This window comes from Mycobacterium sp. E1214, assembly GCF_001666755.1.
Lineage (GTDB): Bacteria > Actinomycetota > Actinomycetes > Mycobacteriales > Mycobacteriaceae > Mycobacterium.
Genome location: NZ_LZJC01000154.1, coordinates 1 through 4,629, shown reverse-complemented (window position 1 = coordinate 4,629; position 4,629 = coordinate 1). Strand labels below are relative to the sequence as shown.

Sequence of the window (4,629 nt, the reverse complement as noted above, 5' to 3'; positions counted from 1 at the left end):
TACTTCACCTTGCAGACGACGCACTGGCAGTACACCCACGGCGTGCCGGCCGATCGACTCGACCGCATCGCCCCGGAGACCTGGCTGCTGGATCAGGCAGGCCTCGACCGCAGAGGCAACGATGCCATTCAACTGCAGCTGTTCTGGGACTATCAGTTCAATCTCGACGGCTACCCCAAGTTCCAGGAATACTTCCGCACCCACCAACCGCCGCTGCTGGTCACATGGGGCAAGAATGACGAGATCTTCGGCGCCCCCGGCGCCGAAGCCTTCCGCCGCGACCTCCCCCACGGCGAATTTCATCTGCTCGACGCCGGACATTTCGCCCTCGAGACACACGGAGAAGAAATCAGCGGCTACATCCGCGACTTCCTCGGTCGGCTCTAGGACGAGCACGCGATCCCTAGGTACCCGCCACCCCGGGGCCGATCGTGGTGCTGCCGCTGTCTTCGGCGCGGCCTTCGCGGTGACGGTGCCCGCCGTTCGCATCCAATTGCGGCCTCCTAGCGCTGCCGGCGGCGACGAATGTGCTGGCTCAGGACACCGTAGCGATCACGGTGACCGATGCCGAAAACGCCGCGATGTGACCACCCGATCTCACCGCAATGCACGAATACCGGGTGGGCCATCGTGGCGCCGCTGCTGCCACGCGACGGCCGGTGGCTGTCGGCGGCCCGCTGAGACCGGCTATGTCCGGGAGGCCGTCTGGAAACTTGGCTTGTCAAGATATCGCCTGGCCGATCCTCAGACGATTACGCCGACGACAACTTTCGCGGGGCATCAGAGGTCAACGCACCACAGCCCGGGTAGGGGCCAAGCGCACACCAGCCTATGCGCAGCAGATTTCGGAGTTCGACCGTCACAACCTTCATCGTCGATCCCCAATCTTCATAGTGATGCCGCTTCACCTGGGCGTCAGCGAAGGCATGCCGCTGCTTCAGTCGACGGCCACCGCGCGCACGAAGTTTGCAGCGAACTCGGCGCAGGTGGTGTCCACGTCCGGCAGGTGGATCACGCCGGTGGTGGCTAACGCAGGTCGGGTGAGCATGTGCATCAACATCGGTCCGATGAGTTGCTGAACCAGCAACGGCAGGGGCAGATCTCGGATCCGGCCCCGTTGCACTTGTGAATCGAGCCAGCTACCCAGCACGTCCAGCATCCGCGGAGCACCGTGTTGGCTAAGCGTCTGGACCGTCGGACTCGTCGGACGGGCAAATACTTCGGCGAGGATCGCCGGCGCAACCCGTGGTTCGCGGCCCAGCGTCGCCGCCAGAGCTTGATAGAGGCGTTGCGCGGTGGCAGTGAGATCGTCGGTGGCGGCGTCGAGGACATCCTCGAAATCGGGTATAGGGCTGTGACATTCGAAAACCACCCGCAGTAGTTCGTCGCGGCTGCCGAAGGCCATGTACACGCTGTGGACGGCGCAGTCGGCACGGGTGGCGATTGCCTCCAACGTCGCCGCTGCCAGACCGGATTCGCCGATGATCGCTGCCGCCGCGGCCAGCGCCCGGGCGCGAACCGGCAATTGACCACCTGGGTCGACCCCAACCGCGCGGACCGCCTCATCCAATGCCGCCCGGGTGCCGCCGAGGCGCCGCAGGAGTGTGCTGCGCGAGATCCCGGCTTCGCGCGCGATCGCGAGCACCGGCACGTCGGCGACGTCTTTGCCTCGTTTCTCGGCGGCCCGCAGCGCGGCTTGCACCAGTTCGTCAGGGACCGGAGGCGCGTCGGTGTCGGGCTGACTATCGAGGCCGGAGGGCGCGGCGATCATGCTTTACCTTTATGACACTAGATACAAGTAGCAATTACCTTCTATACCGGTTAGGTTATCACGATGAGAAGCTGCTCGACCGCGAGACCGCCGCAGCATGCCTGAGGTGCCCCGGCACTCAACGAACCGGACTTCGGTCGGTAGCCGCCTCCGGCGCGGCTGGGTCTTCGTCGTCGCGCTCCTGGTGATCGCCGCGGCCGGGTCGGGCGTCTATCGGCTGCACCGGATCTTCGGTTCGGACAACGACACGTCTACCCCCGGTCCGATCGGCAACGACGTCGACTTCAATCCGAAGCACATCGTTTTGCAGGTGTTCGGTGACGCCGGGAAGGTGGCAACCATCAACTACCTCGACATCAACGTGCAGCCGCAGAAGGTGATGGATGCGCCCCTGCCGTGGTCGTTGCAGATGGTCACCACGCAGCCCGGCGCCTTCACCAACCTTGTGGCACAGGGAAATAGCGACTCGCTGGGATGTCGCATCATCGTGGACGGCGAAGTCAAAGACGAAAGGATCGTCAACACCGTGAACGCCTATACGTTCTGCCTGGTGAAGTCCGCATGAGCGACGGCGGTGGGCCGCGCCACGCTGTACCGCGGATACTGCTGCGGTTTTCGGTCCTGATCGCCGCCTTCTGGCTTGCCGTGGCTGTACTCACCAATGTCTACGTGCCGCAGCTGGAAAAGGTCGCCCAGGCACACAATGTGTCCCAGAGCCCCCAGGACGCGCCGGCGCTGCTGGCCAGCAAGCGCATCGGCAAGGTGTTCAACCAGTTCGACTCCGACAGCGCCGCCATGATCGTGCTGGAAGGTGACCAGCCACTGGGCGCCGCCGCCCACCACTACTACGACGGTCTGATCAAGAAACTCGCGCAGGATAAGAAACACGTTGAGCACATCCAGGATTTCTGGGGGGATCCGCTCACCGCCTCGGGCTCCCAGAGCGACGACGGCAAGGCGGCCCTCGTGCAACTCAATCTTGCCGGTAATCAAGGCCAGTCGCTCTCCAACGAATCCGTGGATTCGGTGCGCGACATCGTCGCCCACTCGTCGCCGCCGCCGGGGGTCAAGGTATATGTCACCGGTGCGGCGCCGCTGGTGACCGATCAGTTCGAGGTCGGCAGCAAGGGCACGTTGATGGTCACCTTGATCACGATCGCGGTGATCGTGGTCATGTTGTTCTGGGTGTACCGTTCTCTGGTCACCGCGATCCTGGTCCTCTTCACGGTGATGATCGAGTTGACCGCGTCCCGCGGAGTCGTTGCCCTACTGGCGAATTCGGGCGTCATCGGCCTCTCGACATATTCGACGAATCTGTTGACGTTGCTGGTGATTGCTGCCGGAACCGACTACGCGATCTTCATTCTGGGCCGCTACCACGAAGCGCGCCATATCGGGCAAGATCGTCGCGAAGCCTTCTATACGATGTACCGCGGCACCGCGCACATTATCCTGGGCTCCGGCCTGACCGTCGTCGGCGCGGTCTTCTGCCTGCACTTCACCAGGCTTCCCTATTTCCAAACCATGGCCATCCCGGCTGCCACCGGCGTCCTAGTGGCGCTGGCGGCCGCGCTGACCCTTGCCCCGGCGATACTCGGGATAGGCCGCCATTTCGGCCTTTTCGACCCTCAGCGCGCGATGCGCACCCGGGGCTGGCGACGCATCGGCACCGCCATCGTCCGCTGGCCCGGTCCCATCCTCGTAGCGACGGTCGGCGTCGCACTTATCGGTCTGCTGGCCCTGCCGGGATACACGACGAGCTACGACGCCCGCCCCTACATGCCCGCCGATTCGCCGGCGAATCTCGGCTACGCGGCGGCCGAGCGGCATTTCGGCGAGGCCCGGCTCAATCCCGAACTGCTGATGGTCGAGGCAGACCACGACATGCGCAACCCCGCCGACATGCTGGTCGTCGAACGGATCGCACGAGCCATCTTCCACCTTCCCGGCATTCAGAAGGTGCAGGGGCTCACCAGGCCGCAGGGAACCCCTATTGTCCACACCTCCATCCCCTTTCAAATCAGCGCGGGAAACGTGGGCAACATCGAGAATCTGCAATATCAGAAAGACCGCGCCGACGACCTGCTCAAGCAGGCCGACCAGATTCGCCACACCGTCAGCATTTTGAACGAGCAGTACTCGCTACAGAAGGACCTCGCCGCTTCGACCAACGACGAGACCCAAAGCTTTCACGCCACCATCGGTACCATCAACGAATTGCGGGACGAGATCGCCAATCTCGATGACTTCTTACGTCCGGTCCGCAGCTACTTCTATTGGGAAAAGCACTGCTACGACATCCCGGCGTGCTCGGCGTTCCGGAGCGTCTTCGACGCCATCGACGGCATTGACCAGCTCAGTGAACAATTCACCGCGCTCACAGCGAGCTTGGACAAGCTGGACGCAGGTCAGCAGAAGCTGGTGACGCTGCTGCCGCCCCAAATCGCCGACCAAGAGAAGAACCTCAGGCTGACGCTGTCCAATTACGCCACCAACTCGGGGATCAACGCCCAAACGCAGGCCAACACCGACACGGCGACCGCCCTGGGACAGGCCTACGACGCCGCGAAAATCGACGATTCGTTCTTCCTGCCGCCCGAGGCCTTCAGCAACCCCGAGTTCCAACGGGGTCTCAAGCTGTTCTTCTCCCCGGACGGCAAGGCGACTCAGATGATCATCACGCACGAAGGTGACCCCGCCACGCCCCGAGGCATCGCCAGCATCGACCCGATCAGAAACGCGGCCAAAGACGCGGTCAAGGGCACCATTCTCGCCGGCTCGCACATCTACCTTTCCGGCACCGCAGCCACGTACAAAGACATCCAGGAAGGCGCTACCTACGACTTGATGATCGCGGC

The 4,629-nt window shown here is 63.4% G+C and carries 4 protein-coding genes; 3 read left to right on the top strand and 1 reads right to left on the bottom strand.

All coding sequences use genetic code 11. The features are described from left to right. On the top strand, positions 1 to 387 hold a 387-nt coding region (locus tag A5700_RS26655; protein ID WP_231991442.1), incomplete at its 5' end, for an alpha/beta hydrolase. A gap of 550 nt (positions 388 to 937) precedes the next feature. On the opposite strand, the gene A5700_RS21520 is transcribed toward A5700_RS26655, so the two are convergent. Further along, a complete protein-coding gene (locus tag A5700_RS21520; protein WP_068070664.1) occupies positions 938 to 1,771 on the bottom strand; it encodes a TetR/AcrR family transcriptional regulator in 834 nt (277 codons plus the stop codon). Positions 1,772 to 1,868: 97 nt separating this feature from the next. Here A5700_RS21520 and A5700_RS21515 point away from each other — a divergent pair, with 97 nt between their 5' ends. Then, positions 1,869 to 2,336: an MmpS family transport accessory protein gene (locus tag A5700_RS21515; protein ID WP_068070666.1), complete on the top strand. Its 468-nt coding sequence runs from the start codon at positions 1,869 to 1,871 to the stop codon at positions 2,334 to 2,336. Beyond that, positions 2,333 to 4,629: RND family transporter (locus A5700_RS21510; RefSeq protein WP_068204998.1), on the top strand; the 2,297-nt coding region annotated here is incomplete at its 3' end. The genes A5700_RS21515 and A5700_RS21510, both read left to right, overlap by 4 nt.